28 protein-coding genes and 2 tRNA genes are annotated in these 25,020 nt (G+C 57.8%); 16 read left to right on the top strand and 14 right to left on the bottom strand.

The window, feature by feature from the left end; translation table 11 throughout:
• Positions 1-85: 85 nt before the first annotated feature.
• Positions 86-493 (bottom strand): Hg(II)-responsive transcriptional regulator, encoded by a 408-nt coding sequence (gene merR, locus PG1C_RS00400; protein WP_202635487.1) that lies wholly within the window; start codon positions 491-493, stop codon positions 86-88.
• Between the two features lie 71 nt (positions 494-564).
• Between merR and merT the strand changes: the two genes are divergently transcribed.
• The 4 genes from merT to merA are packed head-to-tail and all read left to right on the top strand — an operon-like array spanning position 565 to position 3,365.
• Positions 565-915 carry a mercuric ion transporter MerT gene (gene merT / locus PG1C_RS00395; RefSeq protein ID WP_202635486.1) on the top strand — a complete coding sequence of 117 codons (351 nt, stop codon included), beginning with the start codon at positions 565-567 and terminating at the stop codon, positions 913-915.
• A gap of 13 nt (positions 916-928) precedes the next feature.
• A complete protein-coding gene (merP, locus tag PG1C_RS00390) occupies positions 929-1,204 on the top strand; it encodes a mercury resistance system periplasmic binding protein MerP (protein WP_202635485.1) in 276 nt (91 codons plus the stop codon).
• A gap of 15 nt (positions 1,205-1,219) precedes the next feature.
• Complete coding sequence (gene merC / locus PG1C_RS00385; RefSeq protein WP_202635484.1) at positions 1,220-1,678, top strand: organomercurial transporter MerC; 459 nt, start codon at positions 1,220-1,222, stop codon at positions 1,676-1,678.
• 1 nt (position 1,679) lies between these two features.
• Positions 1,680-3,365, top strand: a complete 1,686-nt coding sequence (gene merA, locus PG1C_RS00380) for a mercury(II) reductase (RefSeq protein WP_202635483.1) — start codon at positions 1,680-1,682, stop codon at positions 3,363-3,365.
• Between the two features lie 44 nt (positions 3,366-3,409).
• Here the strand turns inward: merA and PG1C_RS00375 are convergent, their stop codons facing one another.
• Together PG1C_RS00375 and PG1C_RS00370 are read right to left on the bottom strand one after the other, a co-directional pair.
• Positions 3,410-4,342, bottom strand: a complete 933-nt coding sequence (locus tag PG1C_RS00375; RefSeq protein ID WP_202635482.1) for an ImmA/IrrE family metallo-endopeptidase — start codon at positions 4,340-4,342, stop codon at positions 3,410-3,412.
• On the bottom strand, positions 4,339-4,686 hold the full coding sequence (locus PG1C_RS00370) for a helix-turn-helix domain-containing protein (protein WP_202635481.1): 348 nt from the start codon (positions 4,684-4,686) through the stop codon (positions 4,339-4,341). Before PG1C_RS00370 ends, PG1C_RS00375 begins: the two co-directional genes overlap by 4 nt.
• Positions 4,687-4,920: 234 nt before the next feature.
• Between PG1C_RS00370 and PG1C_RS00365 the strand changes: the two genes are divergently transcribed.
• Positions 4,921-6,156: a hypothetical protein gene (locus PG1C_RS00365; protein ID WP_202635480.1), complete on the top strand. Its 1,236-nt coding sequence runs from the start codon at positions 4,921-4,923 to the stop codon at positions 6,154-6,156.
• 3 nt (positions 6,157-6,159) lie between these two features.
• On the top strand, positions 6,160-7,119 hold the full coding sequence (locus tag PG1C_RS00360) for a hypothetical protein (RefSeq protein ID WP_202635479.1): 960 nt from the start codon (positions 6,160-6,162) through the stop codon (positions 7,117-7,119).
• Positions 7,120-7,382: 263 nt separating this feature from the next.
• Here PG1C_RS00360 and PG1C_RS00355 read toward each other — a convergent pair.
• Positions 7,383-7,458, bottom strand: a tRNA-Phe gene (locus PG1C_RS00355).
• An 80-nt stretch (positions 7,459-7,538) separates the two neighbouring features.
• Here PG1C_RS00355 and PG1C_RS00350 point away from each other — a divergent pair.
• Together PG1C_RS00350 and PG1C_RS00345 are read left to right on the top strand one after the other, a co-directional pair.
• Positions 7,539-7,850, top strand: coding sequence for a DUF485 domain-containing protein (locus PG1C_RS00350; RefSeq protein ID WP_202635478.1), 312 nt, complete (start codon positions 7,539-7,541; stop codon positions 7,848-7,850).
• On the top strand, positions 7,847-9,532 hold the full coding sequence (locus tag PG1C_RS00345) for a cation acetate symporter (protein WP_284431773.1): 1,686 nt from the start codon (positions 7,847-7,849) through the stop codon (positions 9,530-9,532). The genes PG1C_RS00350 and PG1C_RS00345 overlap by 4 nt, the downstream gene beginning before the upstream one ends.
• 372 nt (positions 9,533-9,904) lie before the next feature.
• Here PG1C_RS00345 and groL read toward each other — a convergent pair whose 3' ends face one another.
• The 5 genes from groL to PG1C_RS00320 form a co-directional block, all read right to left on the bottom strand.
• Positions 9,905-11,563: a chaperonin GroEL gene (gene groL, locus PG1C_RS00340; RefSeq protein ID WP_202635477.1), complete on the bottom strand. Its 1,659-nt coding sequence runs from the start codon at positions 11,561-11,563 to the stop codon at positions 9,905-9,907.
• A gap of 36 nt (positions 11,564-11,599) precedes the next feature.
• Complete coding sequence (locus PG1C_RS00335) at positions 11,600-11,890, bottom strand: co-chaperone GroES (RefSeq protein ID WP_202635476.1); 291 nt, start codon at positions 11,888-11,890, stop codon at positions 11,600-11,602.
• 199 nt (positions 11,891-12,089) lie between these two features.
• Positions 12,090-12,656, bottom strand: a complete 567-nt coding sequence (locus PG1C_RS00330) for a 2-keto-4-pentenoate hydratase (RefSeq protein WP_202635475.1) — start codon at positions 12,654-12,656, stop codon at positions 12,090-12,092.
• A gap of 29 nt (positions 12,657-12,685) precedes the next feature.
• Positions 12,686-12,859 carry a hypothetical protein gene (locus tag PG1C_RS00325; protein WP_202635474.1) on the bottom strand — a complete coding sequence of 58 codons (174 nt, stop codon included), beginning with the start codon at positions 12,857-12,859 and terminating at the stop codon, positions 12,686-12,688.
• A gap of 7 nt (positions 12,860-12,866) precedes the next feature.
• A complete protein-coding gene (locus tag PG1C_RS00320; protein WP_202635473.1) occupies positions 12,867-13,661 on the bottom strand; it encodes an SDR family oxidoreductase in 795 nt (264 codons plus the stop codon).
• A gap of 135 nt (positions 13,662-13,796) precedes the next feature.
• Between PG1C_RS00320 and dacB the strand changes: the two genes are divergently transcribed.
• Together dacB and PG1C_RS00310 are read left to right on the top strand one after the other, a co-directional pair.
• Positions 13,797-15,227 (top strand): D-alanyl-D-alanine carboxypeptidase/D-alanyl-D-alanine endopeptidase, encoded by a 1,431-nt coding sequence (gene dacB, locus PG1C_RS00315; protein ID WP_202635472.1) that lies wholly within the window; start codon positions 13,797-13,799, stop codon positions 15,225-15,227.
• A 184-nt stretch (positions 15,228-15,411) separates the two neighbouring features.
• Positions 15,412-15,702, top strand: a complete 291-nt coding sequence (locus PG1C_RS00310) for a YchJ family protein (RefSeq protein ID WP_237218235.1) — start codon at positions 15,412-15,414, stop codon at positions 15,700-15,702.
• Here PG1C_RS00310 and PG1C_RS00305 read toward each other — a convergent pair.
• The 3 genes from PG1C_RS00305 to metK form a co-directional block, all read right to left on the bottom strand.
• On the bottom strand, positions 15,678-16,178 hold the full coding sequence (locus tag PG1C_RS00305) for a glutathione peroxidase (protein ID WP_202635471.1): 501 nt from the start codon (positions 16,176-16,178) through the stop codon (positions 15,678-15,680). The two genes, PG1C_RS00310 and PG1C_RS00305, sit on opposite strands and share 25 nt — an antisense overlap.
• Positions 16,175-16,561, bottom strand: coding sequence for a DUF2237 family protein (locus PG1C_RS00300; protein WP_202635470.1), 387 nt, complete (start codon positions 16,559-16,561; stop codon positions 16,175-16,177). The genes PG1C_RS00305 and PG1C_RS00300 overlap by 4 nt, the downstream gene beginning before the upstream one ends.
• Before the next feature lie 297 nt (positions 16,562-16,858).
• On the bottom strand, positions 16,859-18,025 hold the full coding sequence (metK, locus tag PG1C_RS00295) for a methionine adenosyltransferase (RefSeq protein ID WP_202635469.1): 1,167 nt from the start codon (positions 18,023-18,025) through the stop codon (positions 16,859-16,861).
• Positions 18,026-18,330: 305 nt separating this feature from the next.
• On the opposite strand from metK, the gene PG1C_RS00290 reads away from it, so the two are divergent.
• The 5 genes from PG1C_RS00290 to xerC all read left to right on the top strand — a co-directional run bounded on the left by PG1C_RS00290 (position 18,331) and on the right by xerC (position 22,573).
• Positions 18,331-19,158 carry a lysophospholipid acyltransferase family protein gene (locus tag PG1C_RS00290; protein ID WP_202635468.1) on the top strand — a complete coding sequence of 276 codons (828 nt, stop codon included), beginning with the start codon at positions 18,331-18,333 and terminating at the stop codon, positions 19,156-19,158.
• On the top strand, positions 19,155-20,054 hold the full coding sequence (locus PG1C_RS00285) for an LpxL/LpxP family acyltransferase (RefSeq protein WP_202635467.1): 900 nt from the start codon (positions 19,155-19,157) through the stop codon (positions 20,052-20,054). The genes PG1C_RS00290 and PG1C_RS00285 overlap by 4 nt, the downstream gene beginning before the upstream one ends.
• A gap of 70 nt (positions 20,055-20,124) precedes the next feature.
• Positions 20,125-20,979, top strand: a complete 855-nt coding sequence (gene dapF / locus PG1C_RS00280) for a diaminopimelate epimerase (RefSeq protein ID WP_202635466.1) — start codon at positions 20,125-20,127, stop codon at positions 20,977-20,979.
• Positions 20,976-21,653: a DUF484 family protein gene (locus PG1C_RS00275; protein WP_237218234.1), complete on the top strand. Its 678-nt coding sequence runs from the start codon at positions 20,976-20,978 to the stop codon at positions 21,651-21,653. Before dapF ends, PG1C_RS00275 begins: the two co-directional genes overlap by 4 nt.
• A gap of 14 nt (positions 21,654-21,667) precedes the next feature.
• Positions 21,668-22,573 (top strand): tyrosine recombinase XerC, encoded by a 906-nt coding sequence (gene xerC / locus PG1C_RS00270; RefSeq protein ID WP_202635465.1) that lies wholly within the window; start codon positions 21,668-21,670, stop codon positions 22,571-22,573.
• 118 nt (positions 22,574-22,691) lie between these two features.
• Here the strand turns inward: xerC and PG1C_RS00265 are convergent, their stop codons facing one another.
• Positions 22,692-23,396 (bottom strand): glutathione binding-like protein, encoded by a 705-nt coding sequence (locus PG1C_RS00265; RefSeq protein WP_202635464.1) that lies wholly within the window; start codon positions 23,394-23,396, stop codon positions 22,692-22,694.
• A 108-nt stretch (positions 23,397-23,504) separates the two neighbouring features.
• Between PG1C_RS00265 and PG1C_RS00260 the strand changes: the two genes are divergently transcribed.
• Entirely contained in the window at positions 23,505-24,755 is a 1,251-nt protein-coding gene (locus PG1C_RS00260) for a dicarboxylate/amino acid:cation symporter (protein WP_202635463.1), read from the top strand.
• Positions 24,756-24,915: 160 nt separating this feature from the next.
• On the opposite strand, the gene PG1C_RS00255 is transcribed toward PG1C_RS00260, so the two are convergent.
• Positions 24,916-24,992 (bottom strand) — tRNA-Met (locus tag PG1C_RS00255).
• Positions 24,993-25,020 lie beyond the last annotated feature (28 nt).

Here is a 25,020-nt window from a genome sequence, read left to right as displayed (position 1 = left end):
GATCCAACCGCAAACTTTCTGAAGACGACTGCACGAGATGTCACAGATCGGTTGGACAACCTTGATACCCAAGCCGATCCCTTACCTAGCAGCAATGCAAGGCAGCAATCAGCGGACAAGACACGTTGCCTTGGTGCGCGCCGCACTCACCGACCAGCTTGGATAGGGCTGCCTCGATCCGGGTCAGGTCCGACAGCTTGGCGCGCACATCGTTGAGTCGCAGGGCAGCCAGTTGCGCTGCCTCGCTGCAATGGGTGCCGTCTTCCAGCTTCAGCAGCTCACCGATCTCGTCGAGACTGAAGCCCAGGCGCTGGGCCGACTTCACAAACCGCACCCGCGCCACGTCGGCCCCACCGTAGCGGCGGATGCTGCCATAGGGCCGGTCCGGTTCCAGCGGCAGGCCCTTGCGCTGGTAGAAGCGGATCGTCTCGACATTGACCCCGGCGGCCTTGGCGAAGGCCCCGATGGTCAGGTTCTCCAGATTGTTTTCCATTTCGCTTGACTCCGTACTTGACTACGGAAGTAACGTTACCGTACCAAGCGAAATCTTGAAAGGAGAACCGCATGTCGGAACCGCAGAATGGCCATGGCGCGCTCGCTGCCGGCGGGCTGGCCGCCATCCTCGCTTCAACCTGCTGCCTCGGGCCACTGGTTCTGGTCGGACTGGGCTTCAGCGGGGCCTGGATCGGCAACCTCACGGCGCTGGAACCGTACCGGCCATTCTTCATCGGAGCGGCGCTGATCGCCCTTTTCTTCGCTTGGCGGCGCATCTTTCGGCCGGTCCAAGCCTGCAAGCCGGGCGAGGTGTGCGCGATGCCGCAGGTTCGCAACGCCTACAAGCTGATTTTCTGGATCGTGGCTGCACTGGTTGTGGTCGCGCTTGGTTTCCCCTATGTGTTGCCTTTCTTCTACTGAACAGGAGTTAGCCATGAAGAACTTGCTTGCCGCCGTCGCCCTGGCCGCCGTCGTGGCCCCCGCGTGGGCCGCCACGCAAACCGTCACGCTGTCCGTTCCCGGCATGACCTGCGCCGCCTGTCCGATCACCGTCAAGAAGGCGCTCTTGAAAGTCGAGGGCGTCAGCCACGTGGACGTAACCTTCGAGAAGCGCCAAGCGGTCGTGACATTCGACGACGCCAAGACCAGCGTTCAAAAGCTCACCCAGGCGACCGAAGGCGCGGGCTACCCGTCTAGCGTCAAGCGCTGAATGCGTACCGGCGCTATGCAGCCGACTGCACGCATCGCCGACAAGGCCGGCGTGCTCGGCACCGTCATCTCCGCGATGGGCTGCGCCGCCTGTTTTCCCGCGCTTGCCAGCCTGGGTGCGGCCATCGGCCTGGGCTTCCTGCAGGAGTATGAGGGGCTGTTCATCTCCAAACTGCTGCCGCTGTTCGCTGTGTTGGCGCTGCTGGCAAACGCGCTCGGCTGGCTGCGCCACCGGCAATGGCATCGCAGCCTGCTCGGCATGATCGGGCCGGCCATCGTGTTTGCCGGCACGGTCTGGCTGCTCGGCAATTGGTGGACGGCCCGCTTGGTGTACACGGGCCTGGCCCTGATGGTCGGTATCTCGATCTGGGATCTGGTGTCGCCGGCGAACCGACGCTGCGGCCCGGGCGGGTGCGAGCTGTCCGCGAAACGCGGCGGAGGCCCTTCGGCCGCAATGAACGATGAGAAGCGATGACATGACACAGCTGAAGATCACCGGCATGACCTGCGAGTCCTGCACCACCCACGTCAAGCAAGCACTGGAAAATGTGCCCGGCGTGCAATCGGCCGAGGTGTCCTACGCCCAGGGCAGAGCCCGGCTCGCCGTCGACGCCGGCACGCCGTCCGACGCCCTGATTGCCGCCGTCACCGGACTTGGCTATCGGGCAGCCCTGACCGGTGCGCCGACCGGGCCGGCAAAGGGCGGACTGCTCGACCATGTGCGGGAGTTGGGCGGCGGCGACGACAAGGCCGGCACTGGTGGCGGCGCGCTGAGTATCGCCGTCATCGGCAGTGGCGGTGCTGCGATGGCTGCGGCGCTGAAGGCAGTCGAGCAAGGCGCGCGCGTCACCCTGATCGAGCGCGGCACCATCGGCGGGACTTGCGTCAACGTCGGCTGCGTGCCCTCGAAAATCATGATCCGCGCTGCTCATATCGCTCACCTGCGCCGCAAAAGTCCGTTCGACGCTGGACTACCGCCCATGCCGCCGTCCGTTCTGCGCGACAAGCTGCTCGTTCAGCAGCAGGCGCGTGTCGATGAGCTGCGTCACGCCAAGTACGAAAGCATCCTCGACAGCAACCCCGCAATCACCGTATTGCGCGGCGAAGCGCGCTTCAACGACGGCCGCAGCCTCACGGTACAGCTGCATGACGGCGGCGAGCGCACGGTGTCGTTCGACCGCTGCCTGGTCGCCACCGGAGCAACTCCCGCCGTGCCGCCGATCCCTGGCCTCGAGGACACGCCCTACTGGACTTCGAGCGAAGCGCTGGTGAGCGACACCATCCCAGAGCGCCTGGCCGTGGTCGGTTCGTCGGTAGTGGCTGTGGAGCTGGCGCAAGCCTTCGCGCGGCTCGGCTCCAAGGTCACGATCCTGGCACGCAGCACGCTGTTCTTCCGCGAAGACCCGGCCATTGGCGAAGCCATCACGGCTGCTTTCCGCGCCGAAGGCATCAAGGTGCTTGAGCACACGCAGGCCAGCCAGATCGCGCATGCAAACGGTGAATTCGTGATAACAACTTCGTCTGGCGAGCTGCACGCCGACCAGCTGCTGGTCGCGACTGGCCGCGCGCCGAACACACGCAGCCTCAATCTCGATGCTGCTGGCGTCGCCGTAAATGAACAAGGAGCCATCGTCATCGACCACGGCATGCGCACCAGCGCCCAAAACATTTACGCCGCCGGAGACTGCACCGACCAGCCGCAGTTCGTCTATGTGGCGGCGGCAGCCGGCACCCGCGCCGCGATCAATATGACCGGCGGGGAAACGGCACTCGACCTGACAGCGACGCCAGCGGTGGTGTTCACCGACCCGCAGGTCGCCACCGTGGGCGTGAGCGAGCAGGAAGCGCACCACGCCGGCATAGAGACCGACAGCCGCACGCTCACGCTCGACAACGTGCCGCGCGCGCTGGCCAACTTCGACACCCACGGCTTCATCAAACTGGTAGTCGAGGAGGGCTCACGTAGGCTGATTGGTGTGCAGGCGGTTGCGCCAGAGGCCGGCGAATTGATCCAGGCGGCGGCACTGGCAATCCGTGCCCGGATGACAGTGGAAGAGCTGGCCGATCAGTTGTTCCCGTACCTGACAATGGTGGAAGGGCTTAAACTCGCGGCGCAAACCTTCCACAAAGACGTGAAGGCTCTGTCGTGCTGCGCCGGGTGAGTGCCCCGCGATCAAATGTCGAGTCTCGGAAGCCCAGCAGGATCTCAGCGAACCGGCAACTGACCGTTCGACACGAACTGATCAAAGCTGTCGAAGCTCTCGCCATCCTGCCACGACCGATCCCATGCGCGCGGCTCGGCGCTTTCGAGTAGGAGCAGCGTGAGGACGCGATCACGCGCGCCGAAGCTGTGCTTGAACTCGCGCAGCTTCATGTGCCGCGCCTCCTCCGGGCACCAGATCGCGGCGGACATCTCCGTGCCATCCCATTCCTGATCGACGCTGGCGTCGGCTGCCAGCGTGCCCGGCAGCGGTTCCTGCGGATCGGCGTTGCGCCGGATGCGCGCCCGCGTCTTGACGGCGCTGCTGCTGCGCCATTCGTACTTCACGTAGCCGTTGTCCCAATAGACGAGGATCGCGCGCTGCGTGGTGAACTTGATGAAGCGGATGCACAGCGCCTCGAACGAAACCTGAAACCGCTTGGCGATGGCGCTGAGGACGTGCAGGTCGATGCGCTGGTTCGAAATCCAGTCACGCAGCAGATCGCCGGGCATCAGCAGGTTGCTGGCGAAGTCGTCGGCTTCGCGTTCGATGTCGCGCAGCGTGGCGATGCCGGTATGGACGCTCTGCTTGTCGCAGTTGAAGCTCCACTGCTGGCCGCGATGCAGGATGAAGTGGCCCAGCTCGTGGGCGATGGTGAAGCGCTGGCGCTCGTGTCTGGTCTTGCCGTTGTAGGCGATGCCCCAGACTTCCTGGTCATCGGGATTGCGTGCCAGCATCCCTTCGAAGGCCTCGTCGTCGAACGGCACCGGCGGCCTGATTTCCCGCACGCCGGTGCCGTAGGGCGTGCCGGGCAGCATCTGCCGCACGACGTCGAGATCGATGGCCTCGGGCATGCCCTCGTCTCGGTACCACGCGCGCAGCCATTTGATGACGTGGCTGGCGGCAATGGAACCGGTGAGCGTCTGCGCGGAACTCATCCTTTCGACTCCGGCAGTTCCTTGTCGGGGAAGATGATCTTCAGAGTCTTGCGGACCCGGTCTTTCTCGTCTTCCGTCATGCCGGCATAGGTGCGGAAGAAGATCACGTCCTCCGGGCTGGCGTCGGGAACGGAGGGCATGGGCTCGCCCATGATGTCCTCCATGGTCACGCCCAGCACCTTGGCCAGCGCCTGCACGCGCTCGGCCGTCGGGCGCTGCCCCTCTTTCATCTCTAGTTCCCAGATGTAGGCCTTGGTGCAGCCGACCGCGTCGGCGACCTGTTGCAGGGTCAACTTCTTCGCCTCGCGCAAGCGCCGCAGGCGTGCTCCAAACGCCGAAGCCATGGCGATGCTCCTGTGGTCAGTCAATAAAAACGAGACTCACAGTATAGCTGTGAGATACACAAAAGGTCTAGATGTGCCCCGTTGATTGACAAGCGGAAATCTGCGGTTCAGAATCGCAGCAGTATCTCGTGGCTTTACTTGTACGAGATGCGTGTTCAGTAACCCTGTCGCTGGCCAGTGCAGTCCGTACATCGGTCGCAGACCTCCGACGCCGATCCAGAAAGGACGAACAAGATGAAGAAGACCTTTGTCGACGTGATGCTCGAGCTGCCGGTGGATGCCACGCTGCGCGACTTCCTGACCACGCATGGCCTGCCGGTGCCCGACGGGTTCGCGTGGGACGACACGCCGGAGACCAGCCAGTTCTTGGTGGAGGCGGTCAAGGTGTGGCCCGACACCGCCGCCCGCGACCAGATGATCGCCAACCTCATGGCCGCAGTCCAACTGGGCGACGCGGCGGGCAAGCAGGCGATGTTTGAGGCCGTGGTGGCGGACGGTGCCGCGCTGGCGGGGCTGACTTTGTGCCGCAGCGACGTCCACCGCTCGTTCTGGCTCTACGTCAACCATCCGACGCTGTTCGAGCGCGCTTACGACTTCAGCTTCTGGGAGCACCACGGGCCGCAGACCCAGCAATACGATCTGGGCCTGAAGCGTCAGCCGAACGGCGCTGACCACAATCTGGCCGCGCTGCGCAACGCGATCTCGGCCTTCTACAAGCGCGAGATGCAGTGCGGCGACAGCAGCGTGGCGCATCTGGTCGAGCGCAGCCCCGGCGTGTTCCTGCTCACCGTCCACGTCAAGGACATGGCCATGCTGCGGCTGGAGTTCGAGGGTTCGACCCTCAAGCGCCGCGTCGGCAACCCCAACATCCACATGGTGCTGGAATACGCCAAGTCCACCGGCGTGGTGCGCACGCTGGTGCGCGGCGGCCAGAAATACCAGCAGATGCTGGTCGAGGCCTTCGCCGAGCATGTGCTGGGCGTCAAGGCGAACGCGCACCGGATCAAGTCGCCGACGCTGAATTTGTCGATGCTGCGCACCGGCTTCGACGTGCCGGAGGCGTTCGAGGATGGTTTCTCGATGGTGCAACTGAAGGCGCTCACGCTTCTCAGCCCGGACGCCGCGCTAAAGATCGAATGCACTGCGATGCAGTCCAGCCAGCAACGCTCGGTGCATGAGCTGCTGAAGGAGAAGCTGCCCGGCCCGCTGGAAGGCCAGTGGGCGGTGACGGCGGCGCAGGTCAATCTCTACTATCCACCCGAGCCGGGCCGCACGCGCGCCAAAGTGGTCACCATCGAGGTAACCAGCAAGGGGCGGTTGAACCTGCACAAGTTCGACGCCAAGATGCAGGCGCAGCTGGAAGGCTATCTGGTCTCGGTGGGCATCTTGCAGAAGGGCCAGACCCTGAGCGCGCAGGAGCTTCCGCCGGAAGCCGACGCGATCAGTTCCTCCTCGGCGTTCGAAGACTGATCGATGGCGGCGCACGATGCCTGGGCCTTGGTCTGCCGCCTGTTCGCGGGCGGCACGCCCGTGCTGCGCGCCACGCTGTCACCGCGCGAGGCCACGGCGCTGACCGTCCTCGGCAAGGCGGTCAAGCCGACGGTCGTGGATCAGTCCTTCGTGCTCTGCCCGCATTGCCAGCAGCATCGGGCGCAGGTCTGGGGCGATGGTCGCGGCGGGCGCGTGTGTCGTTGCCCGGACTGCGGGCCAGTCGCCGTCGAAGCGAACGACGGTGCGGCCTTGGCCTTGGACGAGGAATGGTTGCGCCAGAAGCTGCGCCTCGCGCTCGGCATCGAAAGCCGGGACGGCATCGATGATCTGGGCGACGGCGTGTGGCGGCTCGGCGATGCTCGACGCTCGCCCGTGCTGCTCGCCCGCGATCTGACGCGAGTGCTGCAAGAACCTGCGTTGTTGGATCGGGTGAGCGTGGCCGGCGGCGACATCCGCATGATCACGCCAAGGCCGCGCACGATGCGCGGATCGCCTTTCGGCGCGGGCGTCGAGTGGCTGGCGCTGGAGGAACGCTTCACGTTCTACGGCGGCGGGATCGCCTACATCCAGCCGGGCGCAGCTCCAGAACCATCTGTCACGGCCGATCCCAGGACGCCCGTCCACGGACCGTTCTCGGCAGACTTCAGGTGGGTGACGTTGGACGACTGGCCCCACGGACCGATCCGATGCACGGACGGGCAGGCAGCCGTCTTCAGCGCACTCTGGTCGTTCAAGGGCGTCAAGGTCGATGGCGAACGCGTCATGCTGCGAGCAGGCCAGGATAGCGACAAGCCGAACGATCTGTTCAAGGTGAAGACAGCGAACAAGGGGAGGCCGGAGTACGAGGGGCCGCTCCATGCCTACCGAGCACTCGTGAAATCCAATCGGCGTCCAGGCGAGTACTGGATGCCGTGCTCGGCCCCGGACTTCGTTGCAGCCTGATGGTCTGCTCCTCCGGACTGACCGGCGAACTCAAAAAGCCGACACACGCGCAACTCGTTGTCGCGTAGGGCGATGTGCGTGTGCTACGGCGAAGAAGTTGGCGGAGATTTCGAGAGAACAGAGAGCAGAAAAGGGTCGAACTGGCCCCCATCGGCCACTGTCCTGACTGCCCCCTGGCACACGCAGAATGCGCGTGAACCCCGCATGTTTTGGGGGAGCCAGAAGTGAAAACGCCCAACTGAGAACAGTTGGGCGTTGAATAGTGGTGGCCAGGGACAGAATCGAACTGTCGACACACGGATTTTCAGTCCGTTGCTCTACCGACTGAGCTACCTGGCCAATGAGGTTGGGTATTATAGGGTCTGGCTACCATTGCGTCAAAAATAACGAACATTCTATCTTCACATCCGGGAGAGTTTATGAAAAACACAGCAGCTGAGCGGATTTTTGCCAACCCGAAATTTCATCATTTGGTGCGCACGCGCAATCGCTACGCCATCGTGATGACCCTGCTGGTGGTGATTATTTATTTTGGCTATATCTTGCTGGTGGCGTTTGACAAACCATTTCTGGCGCAAAAACTGGGTACCGGGTGGGTGACATCCCTTGGCATTCCTCTGGGTTTGGGTGTGATCATTTTGACCATTCTCATTACTGCCTTCTATGTGCATATGGCCAACACTCGGTTTGACGCCATGGCGGCTGAACTACTTCAGGAGGCTGCCGAATGAACATGCTCAAGATGCCATGGCTTGTGCTTTGGGGCGCGCTTTTCAGTGCAAGCAATACACTCGCCACCGGGGTGGATGTGGGTCAGGTGCAAAAACAAACCACTAACTGGACGGCGATTGCCATGTTCGTCGGTTTTATTGCCATCACATTGGCGATTACCAAATGGGCCGCGAAAAAAACCCGCACAGCAGCTGACTTTTATACCGCCGGCAGTGGCCTCTCTGGATTTCAGAATGGGCTGGCCATCGCCGGGGATTACATGTCGGCGGCTTCTTTTCTGGGCATTTCGGGCCTGGTGTTTGCCAGTGGTTTTGATGGGCTGATTTTTTCGATCGGCTGGCTGGTCGGGTGGCCTGTACTCACCTTTTTGATGGCCGAACGGTTGCGCAATCTGGGCAGGTTTACGTTTGCCGATGTTGCCGGCTACCGCTTTTCACAAACGCCTATTCGTACTTTTGCGGCCTGCGGCTCACTCGTTGTGGTGCTGTTTTACATGATTGCGCAAATGGTTGGCGCTGGCCAATTGATCAAGCTGCTGTTTGGTCTTGATTACTTCGTCGCTGTCATCTCAGTGGGCGGGTTGATGATGTCTTATGTGCTGTTTGGCGGCATGACGGCAACCACTTGGGTGCAAATCATTAAGGCCGTTCTGTTACTGATTGGGGCGTCATTCATGGCATTTGCGGTGTTGTGGCAATTTCACTTTAGCCCTGAAGCGCTGTTTGCCAAAGCAGTCGAGGTTCATGCCAAAAAAGACGCCATCATGGCACCCGGCGGTTTGATCAAAGACCCGGTATCTGCAGTTTCCGTGGGTATGGCGTTAATGTTCGGCACAGCAGGGTTGCCACACATTCTGATGCGCTTTTTTACCGTACCCTCGGCGAAAGAGGCTCGCAAGTCGGTCGCCTGGGCCACCACTTGGATTGGTTATTTTTACATCCTGACATTCATCATCGGTTTTGGTGCCATCGTGTTGCTAACGCAAGATCCTGTCGCTTATTTTGTTGAGGGGGACCTCGCCAAAGGCTTACAAGGCGGTGGCAACATGGCGGCTGTGCATTTAGCCAATGCGGTGGGCGGCAATGTATTTCTAGGTTTTATTTCCGCCGTGGCCTTTGCCACGATTCTGGCAGTAGTGTCGGGGCTGACGCTCTCCGGTGCTTCGGCAGTAGCCCATGATCTTTACGCTACGGTGATTAAAAAAGGTGAGGCCGATAGCTGGGCCGAGTTGCGTGTCTCGAAGATCACCACGCTTTGCCTTGGCGTCATTGCCATTTTGTTGGGTATTGCATTCGAAAAACAGAACGTGGCGTTTATGGTGATGCTAGCCTTTGCGGTGGCGTGTTCAGCCAACTTTCCGGTGTTATTCATGTCGGTGCTATGGAAAAGTTGCACGACGCGCGGCGCAGTAACCGGTGGATTCGTCGGTTTGATTCTGTCTGTCACCTTGACGATACTCTCACCCGCCGTGTGGGAAAAAGCGCTCGGCTACCCCGAGGGGTCAGCCTGGTTTCCCTATGCCTCGCCTGCGCTATTCTCGATGACTGCGGCCTTTGTCACCATCTGGCTGGTATCACTGACTGATCGAAGCCCACAGGCACAGCGCGAGCGCGCCTTGTTCGATGCGCAACAGATACGCTCAGAAACTGGCTTGGGCGCAGGCACAACGACATCTCACTAGATTAATCAAGTACTGAAATACCCCAGTTGCAGGCATAAAAAAGCCGACCCTTACGGGCCGGCCCAATGCGGGGTATTCCCCTCTCCTCCCCCAGCTTTATTCGGCCGGATGATATCTGCACTGCATATCACCGCCCGTTTTTACGTTGGGTATTACCGCAGGTATTGCCAAAAAATTGTTACCGAAAAATAGGAGCGCTTTGGCTAAAGGGAATTTGTAAAAATTAGTAACAGCCAAAGTAGCGAGGCGAGAATATTACCCGTTTTTCTCTGAAAAGAGAAAAACCCGACACAAGGTCGGGTTTTTCTTAAAACAAACGCTACCGGGTAAAAACAAGCGACAACCGTTTTTACCCGGCGATAAAACGGGAAATTACATTCCCATGTCCATGCCGCCCATACCGCCCATACCACCCATGCCGCCGCCCATACCACCGCCCATGCCGGCTGGCTTATCTTCAACCAGCTCAGACACCATGCAGTCAGTGGTCAACATCAAGCCGGCAATCGATGCGGCATTTTGCAACGCGGTGCGGGTGACCTTGGTTGGGTCCAGCACGCCCATTTTCACCATGTCGCCATATTCGCCAGTGGAGGCGTTGTAGCCAAAGTTGCCCTTGCCTTCGAGAACTTTGTTGATAACAACAGAAGGCTCGTCACCGGCATTGGCGGCGATTTCACGCAGCGGTTGCTCGATGGCACGTAGCACGATCTTGATGCCGGCATCTTGCTCATGGTTGTCGCCTTTGACGGAAACGGAAGCACGAGCACGCAGCAGTGCCACGCCGCCGCCAGCCACAATGCCTTCTTCAACGGCAGCACGGGTCGCGTGTAACGCATCTTCAACACGCGCCTTCTTCTCTTTCATTTCCACTTCGGTTGCAGCGCCCACTTTGATCAACGCGACACCACCTGCCAGCTTGGCAACACGTTCTTGCAGCTTTTCTTTATCGTAGTCGCTGGTAGCTTCTTCGATTTGGACACGAACTTGCGCCACGCGGGCCTTGATTGCCTCTTCTTTGCCAGCGCCGTCAATGACGGTGGTGTTTTCTTTAGCGACTTCGACCTTCTTGGCTTGACCCAGCTCAGCGAGGGTTGCCTTTTCCAGCGTCAGGCCAACTTCCTCGGCGATGACTGTACCACCAGTCAGGACAGCGATGTCCTCCAACATGGCCTTGCGACGATCACCAAAGCCCGGTGCCTTAACAGCGACGGTCTTGAGGATGCCACGGATGTTGTTCACCACGAGCGTGGCTAATGCCTCGCCATCGACATCTTCGGCGATGATCAGCAGCGGACGGCCGGCCTTGGCAACTTGTTCGAGCAGCGGCAGCAGGTCGCGGATGTTGGAGATTTTCTTGTCGTGCAACAGGACAAAAGGATTATCCAGAATCGCGATCTGCTTGTCGGGATTGTTGATGAAGTAGGGTGACAGGTAGCCGCGGTCAAACTGCATGCCTTCGACCACTTCGAGTTCGTTTTGCAGCGACTTGCCGTCTTCAACGGTGATCACGCCTTCCTTGCCGACCTTGTCCATCGCATCGGCGATGATCTTGCCGACATCGGCGTCGGAGTTGGCGGAAATGGAACCGACCTGGGCGATTTCATTTGTCGTGGTGCAGGGCTTGGAAATTTTCTTCAGTTCTTCGATCAACGCGATAACAGCCTTGTCGATGCCGCGCTTCAGATCCATCGGGTTCATGCCCGCAGCGACGAACTTCATACCTTCGCGGACGATCGATTGCGCCAGCACCGTGGCGGTGGTAGTGCCATCACCGGCGATGTCAGAGGTCTTGGAAGCCACTTCCTTGACCATTTGCGCGCCCATGTTTTCGAACTTATCTTTAAGTTCGATTTCCTTGGCGACGGAAACGCCATCCTTGGTCACGGTGGGGGAACCGTAGGAGCGGTCAAGAACCACATTACGGCCTTTGGGGCCGAGCGTTACTTTAACAGCGTCAGCCAGGATGTTGACGCCACGAACCATGCGTTGGCGAGCGGAGTCGCCAAACAGAACTTCTTTTGCAGCCATTCTATATCTCCTTGAATTCTTGAAAGGTTAAGTTAATCAGGCTTCAATTACGCCCATGATGTCTTCTTCACGCATGACCAGCAATTCCTCGCCATCCACCTTAACGGCCTGGCCTGAGTATTTGCCAAACAGTACACGCTCACCGACCTTCAGCGACATGGGGCGAACTTTGCCATCTTCCTGGATTTTGCCATTACCTACGGCCAGCACTTCACCTCGATCAGGTTTTTCGGCAGCAGCATCGGGAATAACGATGCCGGAGGCTGTTTTACGTTCTTCTTCGAGACGCTTGACGATCACGCGATCATGCAAGGGACGGATTTTCATTCAAAATCTCCTTAAAATTGGTCAATGATGGTGCAGAGCGGTGCCCTGCGGAAAAGCTGGAATGAGGTGAAACGATTAGCACTCTATCCAAGCGAGTGCTAATAATAAGGCCTCAAGTTGAGTATTTCAAGAGCTGATCGGCAGATTAAGGTAATCCTTGTAAGGACGCGAACAAGAACGCCAACGAAAACGCGTTGATTCAGCGCGCTGCGATGTGCAAAGCCACCTCGCCAATACTGCTGAAACGAGTTTCTGCCACATCGCCCGGGGCGAGTGGAAACTGGCGGGTAAACGAGCCACTCATGACATATTGCCCAGCCTCCAAGCCACGCCCAAACTCGGCAAGCTTGTTGGCTAGCCAAGCCAGCGAAGCGTAGGGATTGCCCATGACGGCGTCTCCCTTCGCTTGTGCGACTTCTACACCATTGTGGCGAACTGTGCATTCAATCGCAGCGAGATCAGCAGTCGCCGCTAGCGGAACCTGGGGGCCGACCACAAAAGCACGCTGCTGAACGTTATCAGCCACGGCTACAGCAAGCTGCGCCGTGAAGTCACCCCGGTTTTCCACCAGCTCCATTGCCGGGTGGCAGGAGTCCACCGCCGCTTGTGCTGCAGCCGCCTCCACCCCCGGGCCGCGCAAAGGTTTGCCCAAACGCAGGCAGAGTTCATTCTCAAACCCCGCGCCTTGCCAATCGGCTAAATTGATTTCAGCACCGCTTTCCAGCCGGCCGCTTTCCAGCAAGTAGCCAAACACTGGCTCATGCACGCGAAACTGCTCACGGATCGCCGCCGCAGTCAGGCCGACCTTCCAGCCGATATGCCGCCCACCCGCGACCAGAGATTTACCAGCAGGCCAAGCTGCACACGGCAGGCTTGATCCATCGTTAGCCGATCAAACCACCGGGGCGGATAAAAAACGCCCTGCGCACGCATGGCCCAAAAATCTTCGATGATGGCTTGTATCTCCATGATTACCTCACAAAACAGAACGCAATTGGCCGCCCTCCACGGGAATACTCAACCCGGTGAGAAAGCCCGCCCGCTCGGACGCAAGGAATGTCACCAGATCGGCCATTTCTTGCGGATGGCCGAGCCGCTTCATCGGCACCCGCTCGGCACGTACATCTAACTCTGCCGCTGGATCCCGCCCGAAATGCCGCGCCTGCATTTGCGCCACTTGTGCCAGGCGCTCGGTGTGGATCGAGCCAGGCAAAACGTTATTCACCGTGATGCCTTCTGCTGCGACTTGTTCGGCCAGATACCGTGCGTAAGCCACCACCCCCAGCCTCGATGTGGAGGAGAGCACCAGGTTGTCTTCGATTTGCCGTGCCGACAACGCCAGCATATTGATAATGCGTCCATAGCCATTCACCCGCATCACGGGCACAGCATGGCGACACAGGCGCACCACATTCATGAAATTTTGTTGGTAAGCGAGCAGATACTGCTCATCCGCGAGATCAAGCGGCTGCCCCGGCGGTGGCCCACCGGTGTTGGTAATGAGCACATCCAGTCGACCCCAGCGCGTATGCGCTACTTTAACCGCCACCGCAGCGCTATCCGGTTGTGTCAGATCCATCGCCAAGCTGGCAAGCTTTGCCTCAGGGCATTGGGCCAAAATGGCCGCTTCTGCCATTGCCAGACGCTCTGCGTTACGGGCTACCAACAGAACGCACGCGCCCTCCTTGGCTAACCCGAAGGCAATCGCTTGCCCCATACCCTGGCTTGCACCGCATACGATCGCTACTCGATCTTTAAGCCCTAGATCCATGCATTCCCCCTCGTTTGTTAAACCGTTACTACTGATCGGGCATGGTCGCCTGTTCTCTTTTCACAAGAACTGGATGCTATCCTCGAACCCTGATCCATTCAAGGATAACCCCACCTATTCAAGCGGATGAAAACCATGATTTTTATGATCACCCTGCGGCAACTCATCTGCGCCTGGCTTTTATCCTGGGCAGGTGCGGTAACCGCTGGCGGGCTTCCTGCGCCCGTTGCTCAAGCATTGAAAGCAGCGGAAATTCCCCGGTCAGCCGTCGCTGTGGTGGTTCAAGCGGTGGACTCTCGTCGGCCGCAGTGGGCGATGAATGCGGATAAAGCCATGAATCCCGCATCCACCATGAAACTGCTCACCACCTTTGCTGCACTGGATTTACTCGGCCCGGCTTACACATGGCAAACGCAGGCTTTTGTTAATGGATCACTGGAAAATGGCGTGCTCAAGGGTGCCCTTTTCTTGCAAGGAGGGGGTGACCCCAAACTGACCTATGACCATTTTGCGCGATGGCTGCGTGAGATGCGGCAACGCGGGCTGCGTGAAATACGAGGCGACTTGGTGCTGGATCGTCATGTTTTTGCGCTGGAGGCAAGCGATGCGCGGCAGTTCGATCACGAAACGATGCGTCCTTACAATGTGTTGCCAGACGCCTTGCTGCTCAATTTCAATGCCATCAGCGTGCAACTGTTACCACATGCAGCGCAATCGCCAAGGCTATCTATTGAGCCCGCGCTGGGCAATCTTGATCTCGTGAATCAACTGCGTAGCGATGACCATGCGGAATGTGGCGATTGGCGCGAGGGCCTGCGCTCGGACGTGTTCACGTCAGGCGCCGTTGATCGATTGGTATTAGGCGGCGCTTATCCTTTGGCCTGCGGTGAGCAGCGCTGGGACATTGCATTCCCGGATCATTCTCATTTCGTGCTGGGCGTTTTCCGTTCGTTGTGGGCCGAATTAGGTGGCAGTTTTAGCGGCAGCGTGAGAGAGGGCGACGTGCCGCCGGACGCCCGTTTGTTCGCCGTATGGCCATCGCCGACTTTAGGTGAAATCGTGCGTGACATGAACAAATACAGCAATAACGTCATGGCGCGTCAGATCTTTCTCACCCTGGGGGTTGAAGCGGGGCATCGCCCCGCACGACCTGAAGATGGCGCCGCCGCCATACAAGCCTGGCTTACGCGTCGGGGACTGAAGATGCCCGAGCTGGTGCTGGAAAACGGCGCGGGTCTCTCACGTCAAGAACGCATTTCAGCCGCCAGCTTAGGGCGCCTGCTGCAGGCCGCCTGGCATAGCGCCGTGATGCCCGAATTTATGGCGTCCCTGCCGATTGCCGGAAGCGACGGCACGATGAAAAAACGCGTCCAGGGCCAAGGGGTAGCCGGACAAGCGCATATCAAAACGGGCACGCTCGACGGTGTGAAAAGCATGGCGGGTTACGTGCTGGATCAACACGGCCGACGCTGGGTCGTGGTCTGCCTTGTGAATCACCCACGCGCGGCGCTTGCTGGGCCGGCAATGGATGCGCTACTGCAAGCTGTTTGGGAACATGGAGGCTAATTCGGTGAGGCATCGACAAGAAAAAACCAGCCCTTTCAAGGCGCCTCGTTCAGGACGCCCATGTGACAAAGCAGGAAACCTTACCGATGCCCTTGCCACGTGCCCCTGCGGACGGCCAACCACTTACGCCATGTGCTGTGGCCGGTTTCATGCCGGGTCAGCAGCGCCTGATGCGGAATCACTGATGCGTTCGCGATACACCGCCTATGTGCTAAATAACGAGGCGTATCTGCTGGCAACCTGGCACGCTTCAACACAGCCGACAGCATTGAACCTGACCACACAATCCATCGCACAGCCCTCCACACAATGGCTGGGGCTGGAAGTAAAAACACAGGATGCAACAGGTGATTCAGCCAGCGTTGAATTCGTCATCCGCTACCGCATCAATGGACGCGCGGTACGGCTGCATGAGATCAGCCGCTTTGTGCGCAAAGAAGGCTGCTGGTATTACGTCGATGGCGTGGTCGATTGAAGCAGTCGTTCAATATCGCGGCTTATTTCTGCAGGCTTGGTTGTGGGCGCGTAGCGCTCAACGACCAAGCCTTCGCCATCCACCAGAAATTTGGTGAAATTCCATTTGATGGCCTCGCTACCCAAAATGCCGGGCGCGGATTTTTTAAGATGCTGCCATAGCGGATGTGCACTGTCGCCATTCACTTCCACCTTGGCAAAGAGCGGGAACGTTACGTCATAGGTTGTGCTGCAAAAATCACTAATAGCCGCTTCATCATCCGGCTCCTGGCCACCAAACTGGTTGCACGGAAAGCCCAGCACCACCAAGCCTTGCGCGTGATACTGACGCCACAGCGCTTCGAGTCCGGCGTACTGCGGCGTAAAACCACACCGACTGGCGACATTGACGATCAGCAACACCTTGCCTTGATAATCGCTCAGCGGGCGTGGCACGCCATGAATATCTGGCACGGTGAATTCATGCAGTGTGGTCATGATTTCTCCTGGTTGATGTCTGCGGCATAGCGCTGCAAATCTTCCAGCCGAACAATCTCGAGTGCAGCCACTGAGGTGGCTTCTAGCACCACCTGCGGTGCTTTTCCTGCACGCAACGCTTCTTGCCAGCGTGCAGAACACAAACACCAGCGATCGCCCGGTTTCAAGCCGGGAAACTCAAACTCAGGCCGTGGCGTGGAAAGATCATTACCTTGCGCCGCTGAAAAAGCCAAAAAATCTGCCGTCATCACGGTGCAGATGCCATGGTTGCCCACGTCTTCATCCGTCACCTGGCAACAGCCAGTACGCAGAAATCCCGTCATGGGGTCAGTGCTGCATGCCTGCAGCACACCCCCGAGAACATTTTTTGCCAGATCTTGCATCAGAAAAACCTCAGTTATACCTACTTACTTCAAAGTCCTGCATCGGCACGTAGAGCAGCTGCCTTGTAAAACATTTTGTCTTCGGCCGCCGCTGCGCGGCTTAACCCTTCGCTGCGCTCGCGTTAGCCTACGACGAAATACCGATAAAGCCCTGCGGGCCGGACTACAGCCCGGCATCCGCGCGGAGCGCGGCTGCCTTGTAAAACATTTTGTCTTCGGCCGCCGCTGCGCGGCTTAACCCTTCGCTGCGCTCGCGTTAGCCTACGACGAAATACCGATAAAGCCCTGCGGGCCGGACTACAGCCCGGCATCCGCGCGGAGCGCGGCTGCTTTATCGGTATTTTCCCACGTGAATTCGGGCTCATCCCTCCCAAAGTGACCATAGGCCGCAGTTTTTTCATAAATCGGCCGCAATAAATTCAGCATCGTGACAATGCCTTTGGGGCGAAGATCAAAATGGCGTTGCACGAGCTCGGCTATTTTTTCATCGGCAATCTTGCCCGTGCCTTGTGTCGTCACCCACACCGAGGTAGGCTGCGCCACACCAATCGCGTAGGAAATCTGCACCAGGCATTTATCCGCCAATCCGGCGGCCACAATGTTCTTGGCCACGTAGCGGCCAGCATAAGCGGCAGAACGGTCAACTTTTGACGGATCCTTCCCGGAGAACGCACCGCCGCCGTGCGGGGCTGCGCCGCCATAGGTGTCCACAATGATCTTGCGACCCGTCAAACCGCAATCACCCTGTGGCCCGCCAATCACAAACCGACCCGTGGGATTCACCAGATATTTGATTTCACCCTTGATCAACTCTTTAGGCAGCATCGGCTTGATAATTTCTTCGATCACCGCTTCACGAATCTGCGGCAATTCAACGTCCGGTGAATGTTGAGTGGACAACACCACGGTATCAATCGAATGGGCGCGGCCGTTTTCATAGCGAATGGTGACTTGCGATTTTGCATCTGGGCGCAACCAGGGCAAACGTCCATCCCGACGCAACTGTGACTGCCGTTCCACCAGACGGTGCGACAAGTAAATAGGCAGTGGCATCAGCGACGTGGTTTCGTTGCACGCATAGCCAAACATCAAGCCTTGATCGCCCGCGCCTTGATTGAGGTCGTCATCGTAGGCTTTATTCACGCCCTGGGCGATGTCGGGCGACTGCTTGTCATAGGCCACCAGCACAGCGCAGCCCTTGTAATCAATACCCGATTCAGTATTGTCGTAGCCGATACGTTTTAACGTGTCGCGTGCAATGTTGATGTAATCGACGTTAGCTTTAGTCGTAATTTCACCGGCCAAAACCACCAGGCCGGTGTTGCATAAGGTTTCAGCCGCGACGCGGGAGTGGGGGTCTTGCGCCAGAATGGCATCAAGGATGGCGTCTGAAATCTGGTCAGCGACTTTATCGGGATGACCTTCGGAAACGGATTCTGATGTGAAAAAATAAGCCTGGCTCATGTGTTTTGCTCCTGACAAAAAATGCCCCGCGATACCGGCGAGGCCAGCTCTGGGGGCATGAGCAGACGACGCTTTAGCGAAATTTATTTTCCAACCCAAGCTTTTTATGCTCAGACTTTCTCCGCCTCGCAAGTTGTCATTTAACCCAGCGGAAGATGGTGCGATGTTGCAAGCCAACCCTCATTGTAGTCCAGCCAGCCGCAAATACAAAAGGTTTGCCACGCTTACAGCAGCAAGGCGAAAAAGATAATTCACCGATAATTCGCCGATAATTCGTATCTGGTACTTCTTCCTGGTAGTTTGTCATGTCTTTGCTGTTTCGTCTGCTGGCCTATGTGCCGCTATCACTACTCCATAATCTGGGGGCGCTGCTCGGCTGGCTGACCTGGCTTTTTTCGCCGACCTATCGCCGCCATCTGGCGGAGAATCTCTCCTTCGCCAAGCTCACTGACATCAAAAAAGACGCCATTGCTGAGGCGGGCAAAGCCCTATTGGAATTACCCAAAATCTGGTTACGTCCGCAGGCAGAAGTTATCAATCGAATAGCCAAAGTGTCGGGCTGGGATGAAGTCGAAATCGCAGCAACAGCAGGCCGCGGCATTCTATTCTTGACGCCACACTTGGGCTGCTTTGAAATCACCGCGCAATACATTGCGGCGCAAAAACCGATTACCGTCATGTTCCGGCAACCCAAACAAGCCTGGCTTGGCCCGCTGATTGCTCAAGGCCGCGGGAGTAATTTCAATCTTGCCCCTGCCGATATGTCTGGAGTCCGGCGCTTACTCAAGGCATTAAAACAGGGCGAAGCCGTCGGCATGTTGCCCGACCAGGTGCCCGGCGTGGGCGAAGGCGTGTGGGTACCTTTTTTTGGTCACACGGCTTACACCATGACATTGGCCGCACGACTGGCAGAAACAGGTGCCACGGTGATACTCACGTATGCCGAACGCTTGCCCTATGGCGCGGGTTACAACCTTTATTTTCTGCCCTTATCGCAACCGTTGCAGGGCGATCTCGCACACCGTGCAGCACAACTCAACGCGGAACTCGAAGCCTTGATCCGCCAATGTCCGGCGCAATATCTGTGGGGTTACAACCGCTATAAGGTTCCGGCGGGAGTCAGCCGTCCATGACGCATCTGTTATTGGCGGTGATGTGGCTGCTTCACTGGTTGCCATTGTCCGTGCTCTCCCGCTTGGGGCACGGGTTAGGCTGGCTGCTTTACTTTTTTGTGCGTGAGCGGCGACAGATCACGCTCACCAATCTGGGACTGTGCTTTCCACAGCTATCGGCCGCTGAAAAGTCGGCGCTGGCAAGACGCCACTTTGCATTTTTTGGGCGCAACATGCTCGAGCTGGGGTTGTGGTGGTGGGCTTCTGCCGCCCGCATTCGCCGCCTGGTCAAGATCACGCATGGTGAACGTTTAGCCGCCTGTCATGGTCGGCCGATGATATTGTTTGCGCCACATTTTGTGGGCCTGGATGCTGGCTGGATTCGGCTGGCCATGGATCACGCCATGGTGACCATTTATGCGCGAGCGAAAAATCGCACCTTCGATGCCGCATTGCGTCGCGGGCGTTTGCGATTTGGCAAAACCACGCTGTTTTCTCGCCAGGAGGGTGTCAAGTCGGTCATCCGGCCGATGCGCGAAGGACGACCTTTTTACTATCTGCCCGATATGGATTATGGCGCCAAAGATGCCGTGTTCGTGCCTTTTTTTGGCGTGCCTGCCGCCACCATTACCGGCCTGTCACGGCTGGCAAAACTCACTGGCGCAACAGTCATTCCGACCATCACGCGCATGGTGGGAAACCACTATGAAATAGAAGTTGGCGAGCCATGGACTGACTTTCCTGCAACCCATCCCACCGACGCAGCCACAGATAATGTCGTGGCTGATACACGACGCATGAATGCGTTTTTGGAAACTGAAATCCTGCGCTCACCGGCGCAATATTACTGGCTGCACAAACGCTTCAAAACCCGCCCACCGGGTGAGGCGGGTTTTTATGGATCACCCCGAAATTAACTCAAGCAAGTTTGCTTAGCCTGCCCAATTCGACCGATTACGCAACGCCGTCTGGACTACCATCTCTCTTATGAAAATTCGCTTTACCAAAATGCAGGGCGCGGGCAATGACTTTGTCGTGCTGGATGCCATCCGGCAGACATTTGCGCTGACTACGCCGCAGATACGATTTATCGCCGATCGCCATTTCGGTATTGGTTGCGATCAAATTCTGGTGGTTGAAAAAGCCACCCGGCCCGATGTCGATTTTCGTTATCGCATTTTCAATGCGGATGGTGGCGAGGTGGAGCAATGCGGCAACGGCGCGCGATGCTTTGTGCGATTTGTGCACGAACAGGGATTAACCCACAAGCGGCAGATTCGCGTTGAAACCACCTCGGGAATTATTTCTCCGCAACTCGAAGCCACGGGGGAAGTCACCGTCGATATGGGTCAGCCGCGTTTTTTGCCAGCGGAAATTCCATTTATCAGCGAGAACGATGCCCTTGTGCAAACGCTTGTTGTCGGCGACACATCGGTCGAGATCAGTGTCGTCTCGATGGGCAACCCCCATGCGGTGCAGGTAGTGGCTGACGTTGATACCGCGCCGGTGGCCCGATTGGGGCCATTGATTGAATCCCACGTGCGTTTTCCACGCCGCGTGAATGCCGGCTTCATGCAAGTGCTGGATGCGCACACGGTGCGCTTGCGCGTGTATGAGCGGGGCGCAGGCGAAACCCTGGCCTGCGGTACAGGCGCTTGCGCTGCGGTCGTGGCGGGCATACGTCGCCAATTGCTGACTTCCCCCGTGCGCGTCATCACGCGCGGGGGCGAGTTAACGATCGCCTGGAATGGCAGCGATTCTGCTCTAGACTCGGTTCTGCTAACCGGCCCGGCGACCACTGTTTTTACTGGTGAAATTGATCTACCTGAGGACTTTAAATGAACACTGAAATGAGCGCTGAAGCAGTTGCACGCTACTTGCATGACCACCCTGAATTTTTTGATGCGTATACCGATGTGTTAGCGCTCATGACTTTGCCCGACCCGCATACCGGACGTGCCATTTCGATTACCGAAAAACAACTCTTCACGCTGCGCGACAAAGTGCGTACGCTGGAGGCCAAACTCGCCGAGCTCATCACCTTTGGTAACGAAAACGATGCCATCTCCAGCAAGGTGCACGACCTGGCCGTGGCATTGATTGCCGCGCAGGACGAAGCCACCATGGTGCGCGTGATTTACTCCCATCTGGGTGGCGCGTTCTCTGTGCCTCACGTTGCCTTGCGCGTATGGAACATGCCCAGTAGCTTATTGGATGCAGTGACAGACACGACCAAGATCTTTGCTGCAGGTTTAAAACGACCGCTCTGCGGACCCGCTGCCGAGCAGGAATCCGTCACCTGGTTTGGCGAAGCCGCTGCGCATTTGCGGTCGATGGCGCAAGTGCCTTTGCGCGATGCGCACGGCGCATGTTTTGGCCTGCTGGTCATGGCCAGCGAAGAAGCACACCGCTTTTACCCCGCGCTGGGCACGCTGTATCTGGAGCGCATTGGCGATATGGCCTCTGCTGCACTACAACGTGTCTTAGGCGCCTCGCCGTCTGCGCCATCTAACTAGCCAGCGGAAAAATAATGGCGGGCGAAATGCATCCCTTAGCTGAACAGTTTTTGTCTGAGCTGGCCATTCAACGGCGCGCCAGCCATCACACACTGGATGCGTACCGCCGGGATCTTTTTCGCCTCCACCAGCTAGCACTTGAAGTTACCCCAGACATCACGCCAGACACACTGACCACGACACAATTACGGCGTGGCCTGATGCAGTTGCACGCGCAGAATCTGGCCCCGCGCTCCATTGCGCGCACACTCTCGGCATGGCGCAGTTTTTACGTCTGGCTTACGCGACGCGGTGCGATTGCATACAACCCGGCAGAGCCGCTCAAAGCGCCCAAGCGCCCCCGCACCCTGCCTAAAGCGCTCGGCACGGACCAAATGGCCGCGCTGCTCAATGCCGAACCCGGCGACGACCTGGAAGTGCGTGATGCGGCGATGTTTGAGCTTTTTTATTCTTCCGGGCTACGCCTGGCAGAACTGGTCAGTTTGGATTGGCCGGGCGGACTTGATCTGACGACAGGCGAAGTCACCGTGACCGGCAAACGGCAAAAAACCCGCACCGTACCCGTCGGCGGCCAAGCACAAACGGCACTTCTCGCCTGGGTGGCAGCTCGCCCACGCTATGCACCGGCTGAACAAACGGCGCTGTTTACCGGCAGAAACGGCACCCGGTTATCACCCCGTCAAGTAGAAAAACGACTGGAGCGCTGGGCACAGCAGCAAGGACTCGGCATGCAGGTACACCCGCACATGTTGCGCCATTCATTTGCCTCGCATGTTTTGCAATCATCGGGCGATCTGCGCGCCGTGCAGGATATGCTGGGCCATGCCAGCATCGCCGCCACGCAGATTTACACCCACCTCGACTTTCAACATTTAGCAAAAATCTACGACGCCGCACATCCGCGCGCGAAAAAGGTCTGACGCAAAAAGTTCTCGAAGAGACGCAGCGCGCTGGCGCTGGTGATACGGCGATTGAGTAAAAATAATTGGCAAAAAATAAGCAACTGATTACTACGCACCGCGTAGAAAATCATGTGTCTTAGCGCTTTTGATACTGGCTTTTGCCAAACAGAACATCGCGTGCTTTATCATCCGTTAAGGGTTTGCGTAAATCCGCCAACACCGCGACGCCGCGTTTTACCGCAGGCCGTTGTTCGATCTTGTCGAACCACGCTTTGAGCAACGGATAGTCTGCCCAATCAATGCCCTGGTTTTGCCAGCTGCGCAGCCAGGGAAAAATCGCGATATCCGCAATCGAATACGTATTACCGGCAATGTAACGCTGCCGCGAGAGCTGCTGGTTCATCACGCCATACAGCCGCTTGGCCTCGTTGGTATAGCGATTCACCGCGTAGTCAATTTTCTCTGGCGCATACATACGGAAGTGATGGGCTTGCCCCAACATCGGCCCCACACCGCCCATTTGAAACATGAGCCATTGCAGAACCTCGAATTTCTGGCGGTCGCCTTTAGGCAAAAACTTGCCTGTTTTCGCGGCCAGATAAAGCAAGATGGCACCCGACTCAAACAAGGCGATGGGCTTGCCATCCGGCCCGTCCGGATCAACCAGCGCCGGGATTTTGTTGTTCGGGCTAATCTTCAAAAACTCTGGCGTGAACTGATCCCCCGTCCCGATATTGATAGCATGCGCTTGCCAATCGCGCCCCAATTTGAAGCCACATTCTTCCAGCATGATATGAACCTTATGCCCATTGGGCGTCGGCCAGGAATACACATTGATCATAAGTTGCCTCCTAAGGTGTTCTGATTATTGCCTGAGTTAAAAATCGTTATGCAAACCGCGGCAGCATCATGCCACAATTGTCTCATCCCTTTTCAAAACCATGCCCTCATGAAACGCCTCACACATCAACTTTACTTTTGGGTGCTGCTCGCCACGCTGGCTGGCGGATTACTGGGTTATCTTGACCCTGAGGCGGGCACGAGCCTCAAACCTTTAGGCGATGGTTTTATTGCGCTGGTCAAAATGCTCATTGCGCCGGTTATTTTTTGCACCGTCGTGCTCGGGATTGCCGGATCTGGCGACATGAAAAAAGTCGGCCGCGTTGGTGGTAAAGCGCTGCTTTACTTTGAGGTGGTATCCACACTAGCGCTAGGCATCGGGTTGCTTGTCATGCATCTCATTCGCCCTGGTGAAGGCTTTAACGTTGACACGCAATCGCTGGATAGCACAGCGATTGCCACGTATGCCAAATCCGCTGCCGAACAAAGCACCGTCAGTTTTTTCCTGCATATTATTCCCAAGACATTTGCCGATGCCTTCACTAGCTCGGGCGATTTGCTGCAAGTGCTGTTTCTCGCCATCCTGTTTGGCTATGCCATTATGCGGCTAGGCAAAACAGGCCAGCCAGTCCATCGCTTCATCGAAGATGCTGCGCACCTATTTTTTGCAATGATGAACGTCATCATGAAATTAGCACCGCTGGGCGCAGGCGGCGCGATGGCATTCACTATGGGCAAATATGGCGTCGCTGCCCTAAAACCGCTGGCAGCACTGATGGGCAGTTTTTATCTTACCTGTCTTCTTTTCGTGTTGATTGTGCTGGGCAGCATCGCCGCCGCCACCGGCTTTAATATTTTTCGCTTCATTCTGTATATCAAAGATGAACTGCTTACCGTGTTGGGCACCTCATCATCCGAATCCGCACTGGTTCCGCTGATGGAAAAACTCGAGCGCATGGGGTGCTCGAAATCGGTAGTCGGCCTGGTCGTGCCCTCCGGCTATTCCTTCAATCTCGACGGCACCAATATCTACCTAAGCATGGCGGCGCTATTCGTTGCGCAAGCGCTGAATATCGACCTAACCATAGGCCAGGAATTAACCCTGCTTGGCGTAGCGATGCTGACTTCAAAAGGCGCCTCTGGCGTCACGGGTGCCGGATTCATCACCCTGGCAGCGACGCTGGCGGTTGTCCCCTCCATCCCCGTTGCGGGCCTGGCACTCATTCTGGGCATCGACCGCTTTATGTCCGAAGCCCGCGCACTAACCAACTTCATCGGCAATGGTGTCGCCACCGTCGTCATCTCGAAATGGGAAAACGAGCTCGACCAGGAAAAAATGAATAACGCCATGGCGGGCTGATTCAAAACTGCGGCACAAAAGTCGGCGCTGGTGAGACGGCAACTTCTACACCAAAGACAGGCATTCGACGTGTAAACGTACATTTACAATCGCTGGCGAGGCTCGGTAACGCAGCACACCAAAAACAAACGGCTCCCAATGTTGGGAGCCGTCTGAATACTGGTGGTGATGGGGGGACTTGAACCCTCGACCTACGGATTATGAATCCGTCGCTCTAACCAGCTGAGCTACATCACCGTGCACAATGGTGCAAAGGGGCGAGATT

The organism is Rugosibacter aromaticivorans (assembly GCF_000934545.1).
GTDB lineage: Bacteria > Pseudomonadota > Gammaproteobacteria > Burkholderiales > Rhodocyclaceae > Rugosibacter > Rugosibacter aromaticivorans.
This window is presented reverse-complemented; position numbering and strand designations above follow the sequence as displayed.

Bases quoted from the DNA above. Each gene is read 5' to 3' on its own strand.
- merC (WP_202635484.1), top strand. From the start codon at position 1,220: ATGCAGCCGACTGCACGCATCGCCGACAAGGCCGGCGTGCTCGGCACC.
- xerC (WP_202635465.1), top strand. From the start codon at position 21,668: ATGGCGGGCGAAATGCATCCCTTAGCTGAACAGTTTTTGTCTGAGCTG.
- merA (WP_202635483.1), top strand. From the start codon at position 1,680: ATGACACAGCTGAAGATCACCGGCATGACCTGCGAGTCCTGCACCACC.
- PG1C_RS00275 (WP_237218234.1), top strand. From the start codon at position 20,976: ATGAACACTGAAATGAGCGCTGAAGCAGTTGCACGCTACTTGCATGAC.
- PG1C_RS00335 (WP_202635476.1), bottom strand. From the start codon at position 11,890: ATGAAAATCCGTCCCTTGCATGATCGCGTGATCGTCAAGCGTCTCGAA.
- PG1C_RS00305 (WP_202635471.1), bottom strand. From the start codon at position 16,178: ATGACCACACTGCATGAATTCACCGTGCCAGATATTCATGGCGTGCCA.
- dacB (WP_202635472.1), top strand. From the start codon at position 13,797: ATGATTTTTATGATCACCCTGCGGCAACTCATCTGCGCCTGGCTTTTA.
- groL (WP_202635477.1), bottom strand. From the start codon at position 11,563: ATGGCTGCAAAAGAAGTTCTGTTTGGCGACTCCGCTCGCCAACGCATG.
- merP (WP_202635485.1), top strand. From the start codon at position 929: ATGAAGAACTTGCTTGCCGCCGTCGCCCTGGCCGCCGTCGTGGCCCCC.
- PG1C_RS00350 (WP_202635478.1), top strand. From the start codon at position 7,539: ATGAAAAACACAGCAGCTGAGCGGATTTTTGCCAACCCGAAATTTCAT.
- merR (WP_202635487.1), bottom strand. From the start codon at position 493: ATGGAAAACAATCTGGAGAACCTGACCATCGGGGCCTTCGCCAAGGCC.
- PG1C_RS00370 (WP_202635481.1), bottom strand. From the start codon at position 4,686: ATGGCTTCGGCGTTTGGAGCACGCCTGCGGCGCTTGCGCGAGGCGAAG.
- PG1C_RS00325 (WP_202635474.1), bottom strand. From the start codon at position 12,859: ATGGAGATACAAGCCATCATCGAAGATTTTTGGGCCATGCGTGCGCAG.
- PG1C_RS00260 (WP_202635463.1), top strand. From the start codon at position 23,505: ATGAAACGCCTCACACATCAACTTTACTTTTGGGTGCTGCTCGCCACG.
- PG1C_RS00300 (WP_202635470.1), bottom strand. From the start codon at position 16,561: ATGCAAGATCTGGCAAAAAATGTTCTCGGGGGTGTGCTGCAGGCATGC.
- PG1C_RS00375 (WP_202635482.1), bottom strand. From the start codon at position 4,342: ATGAGTTCCGCGCAGACGCTCACCGGTTCCATTGCCGCCAGCCACGTC.
- merT (WP_202635486.1), top strand. From the start codon at position 565: ATGTCGGAACCGCAGAATGGCCATGGCGCGCTCGCTGCCGGCGGGCTG.
- dapF (WP_202635466.1), top strand. From the start codon at position 20,125: ATGAAAATTCGCTTTACCAAAATGCAGGGCGCGGGCAATGACTTTGTC.
- PG1C_RS00365 (WP_202635480.1), top strand. From the start codon at position 4,921: ATGAAGAAGACCTTTGTCGACGTGATGCTCGAGCTGCCGGTGGATGCC.
- PG1C_RS00320 (WP_202635473.1), bottom strand. From the start codon at position 13,661: ATGGATCTAGGGCTTAAAGATCGAGTAGCGATCGTATGCGGTGCAAGC.
- PG1C_RS00310 (WP_237218235.1), top strand. From the start codon at position 15,412: ATGCGTTCGCGATACACCGCCTATGTGCTAAATAACGAGGCGTATCTG.
- PG1C_RS00285 (WP_202635467.1), top strand. From the start codon at position 19,155: ATGACGCATCTGTTATTGGCGGTGATGTGGCTGCTTCACTGGTTGCCA.
- metK (WP_202635469.1), bottom strand. From the start codon at position 18,025: ATGAGCCAGGCTTATTTTTTCACATCAGAATCCGTTTCCGAAGGTCAT.
- PG1C_RS00290 (WP_202635468.1), top strand. From the start codon at position 18,331: ATGTCTTTGCTGTTTCGTCTGCTGGCCTATGTGCCGCTATCACTACTC.
- PG1C_RS00360 (WP_202635479.1), top strand. From the start codon at position 6,160: ATGGCGGCGCACGATGCCTGGGCCTTGGTCTGCCGCCTGTTCGCGGGC.
- PG1C_RS00345 (WP_284431773.1), top strand. From the start codon at position 7,847: ATGAACATGCTCAAGATGCCATGGCTTGTGCTTTGGGGCGCGCTTTTC.
- PG1C_RS00265 (WP_202635464.1), bottom strand. From the start codon at position 23,396: ATGATCAATGTGTATTCCTGGCCGACGCCCAATGGGCATAAGGTTCAT.